Origin of the sequence: Undibacterium sp. TC9W (assembly GCF_049339865.1) — a bacterium.
GTDB lineage: Bacteria > Pseudomonadota > Gammaproteobacteria > Burkholderiales > Burkholderiaceae_D > Undibacterium.
On sequence record NZ_JBMPPJ010000054.1, the window covers coordinates 1 to 2243 of the forward strand.

The 2243-nt window shown below is 48.1% G+C and carries 4 protein-coding genes and 1 pseudogene; all 5 read right to left on the bottom strand.

Translation table 11 applies throughout. From position 1 onward, the window contains the following. Positions 1 to 591: 591 nt before the first annotated feature. Positions 592 to 768, bottom strand: coding sequence for a hypothetical protein (locus ACO0LN_RS30185; protein ID WP_422980438.1), 177 nt, complete (start codon positions 766 to 768; stop codon positions 592 to 594). A gap of 74 nt (positions 769 to 842) precedes the next feature. Beyond that, positions 843 to 1265, bottom strand: a complete 423-nt coding sequence (locus ACO0LN_RS30190; RefSeq protein WP_422980440.1) for a hypothetical protein — start codon at positions 1263 to 1265, stop codon at positions 843 to 845. After that, positions 1258 to 1740, bottom strand: coding sequence for a glycoside hydrolase family 108 protein (locus ACO0LN_RS30195; protein WP_422980442.1), 483 nt, complete (start codon positions 1738 to 1740; stop codon positions 1258 to 1260). Before ACO0LN_RS30195 ends, ACO0LN_RS30190 begins: the two co-directional genes overlap by 8 nt. Further along, a complete protein-coding gene (locus ACO0LN_RS30200) occupies positions 1727 to 2008 on the bottom strand; it encodes a hypothetical protein (protein WP_422980445.1) in 282 nt (93 codons plus the stop codon). Before ACO0LN_RS30200 ends, ACO0LN_RS30195 begins: the two co-directional genes overlap by 14 nt. A 104-nt stretch (positions 2009 to 2112) precedes the next feature. Continuing rightward, a pseudogene (locus tag ACO0LN_RS30205) lies at positions 2113 to 2243 on the bottom strand (transposase); the annotation flags it as partial.

Sequence of the window (2243 nt, forward strand, 5' to 3'; positions counted from 1 at the left end):
TTCGCCAGCTCTTTGGCCAGCGCCTGCAGTTTGCTTCTTTCCATTGCGTTTGTCGTCATTTTGGCAATTCCTCATTATAGGAGCTTCATCTGCCAGAATTACTTACACACTTTTATTTACAGGCTCTAAAAAATTTCACGACATGTGATGATATCTTTGCCATCCTGGATATTTTCACGAAAATCTGATTTCGATCCATGACAAAGACATATAAAAATGTCCTGAATGATATTTGAGGCGATCTGCTATCTCAATCAGCTATCCATTTGCGTTGTCAGGAACCGGTCCGGGGAAAGCAAAAATATCATTTCATTTGATTTGGCTGGCAATATTTCATCCAATCCATTTCCCTGTTCATTTTTCATCCCCAAGAACAACTTATTACTGTTACAGCCCTGCCCGCAATCTTAACTTGCATTTTAAGCATATTTGCATGCGCACCAACAATTTCATTTTTCTAATATGTCTTGCGATTGGCTCCAGACATACATTGAACGAAGCACTTCATCATGCATGACGAGCCAATCTCTGATTAAATTTACATATGCTATCTTCCCGAATTCAACATATTCAACGCATCATTTTTTTCCCTTATGAATCGTGAAGCGACGCCAGCCTGAATATCTGGTGCGCTACTCTTAAAATATGCCAACAATCCATCGGGACGCCTATCAGGTTTTCTAAGTCGAGTATCAATTTTTTTACCTGCTCTTTGTGTTCGGCCAGAAAGCCGATGATTTGTAATATCGTTGCAGCGATTTGCAGCATGACGTTTTCCTTAAAATTGGCAATTGCGCGTAAGTTGAATGCCGTCGATTGATTTGAAATAAGCGCGTGCGTAGTCAAGCGCGGAATGTGGTATCGAGTCCGGCGAGCGGGTTATCACTGTCGATGACTGTGGCATCAGACTGGTGCTGCAGCGTGGTGGTTGCCACCAGCGTTGATATTGTTGGCAGACTGTCGCTGAAGCTGTGATCTTCGATTGGAGCTGGCTGGTTTGTCTTTGCTGGCAGCAAGCCGGCTCTTTTAGAGGTGACGACAGGGAGCACGACGCCAACAAGGCTGACGATGCCAATAGCAAGGCCATTGAGCTGTTCAGGCGTGACAGAGAGGTGAAGGTCAAACGCGTTACCCAATTGAAGTGCCGCCCCCATTGCCGCAGCAAGGGCAGCAATTGAAATGCCGCCGTTTTTCCAGAGTTCGACATTGCTGACCTCGCTGCCTTTACGAAATAGGTTAATGATGGCGTTGATTTTTTCAAACATGGTCTGCCTCCCATAAAGCGTTGTTTGCCAGACGATTGATCCAACCCGCGCCAAAACTCGGCCAGTTGGATAATTTGGTATAAAACTGCATGCGGTGAGCCAGCATGCGCCTGGCCAGTTTGTCGGCATTGATCTTGTCTATGGCAGCCAATGTGATCGGGCCAACAATGCCATCTTCAGCAACACCAAGGGCGCGCTGCAACAGCCTCGTGGCAGTACCTGCCCCGCAATTAACGGCGCAGTCAAAAAATTCAAAGGCGACAGCGAGCGGCAATTGATCAAGATGATTGGCATCCCAAAAGTCACGTTTGTAAAGTGCTTTGGCTTGCTCTACGGTGAGTACTGCAATATCAAGCTTGGGGTAACTGCGCTGACTGATGCCAAACCGCGTCAGTTTGCCAGCGTCCAGAGGGTGATTACTGGTGCCGCCTTCGTTTTTCAGTACCGGGGCAACGGAGAGATCAAAGTTGTTCATGCTGATGTTCCTTCCATCGTTGTTCTGCTTCCTGTCTTTCTATCTCAGCCGTCTGCAGGCTGACCCAGCGCTGACGCAGTAGGATCAGTGAAATGGCGATGCCTATGAGCATGGATGCAATCGACAAATAGCCCTGAATTTCGGCTATTGAAGTCAGGGGAGCAATTGCCGTCGTAATCGCTGGCACTGCAAGGGCAGTTTTTGGGTTATTGGTAACAGCCTCGGCTACCTGACTGGCAGCGGCTTCGGCGTGTTCTGGAATATTCATAAGTAAGATCCTTGCAAATATGAGGAGCGTCATTGAGGAGGGTGGCAATGCAACTGACGCGTTCGCGTCTATTGCATTCAAGTACCCCCTCCGGTTTGCCCTATGGGATATTCGGCAGCAATGGCGTCAGGGAAGCCTTTCAAGCCATCGACACAGGCGATCAGGATATCCTGCACGCCCCGGCTCTTGAGTTCTGTCAGCACGGACAGCCAGAACTTGGCACCTTCATTCTCCG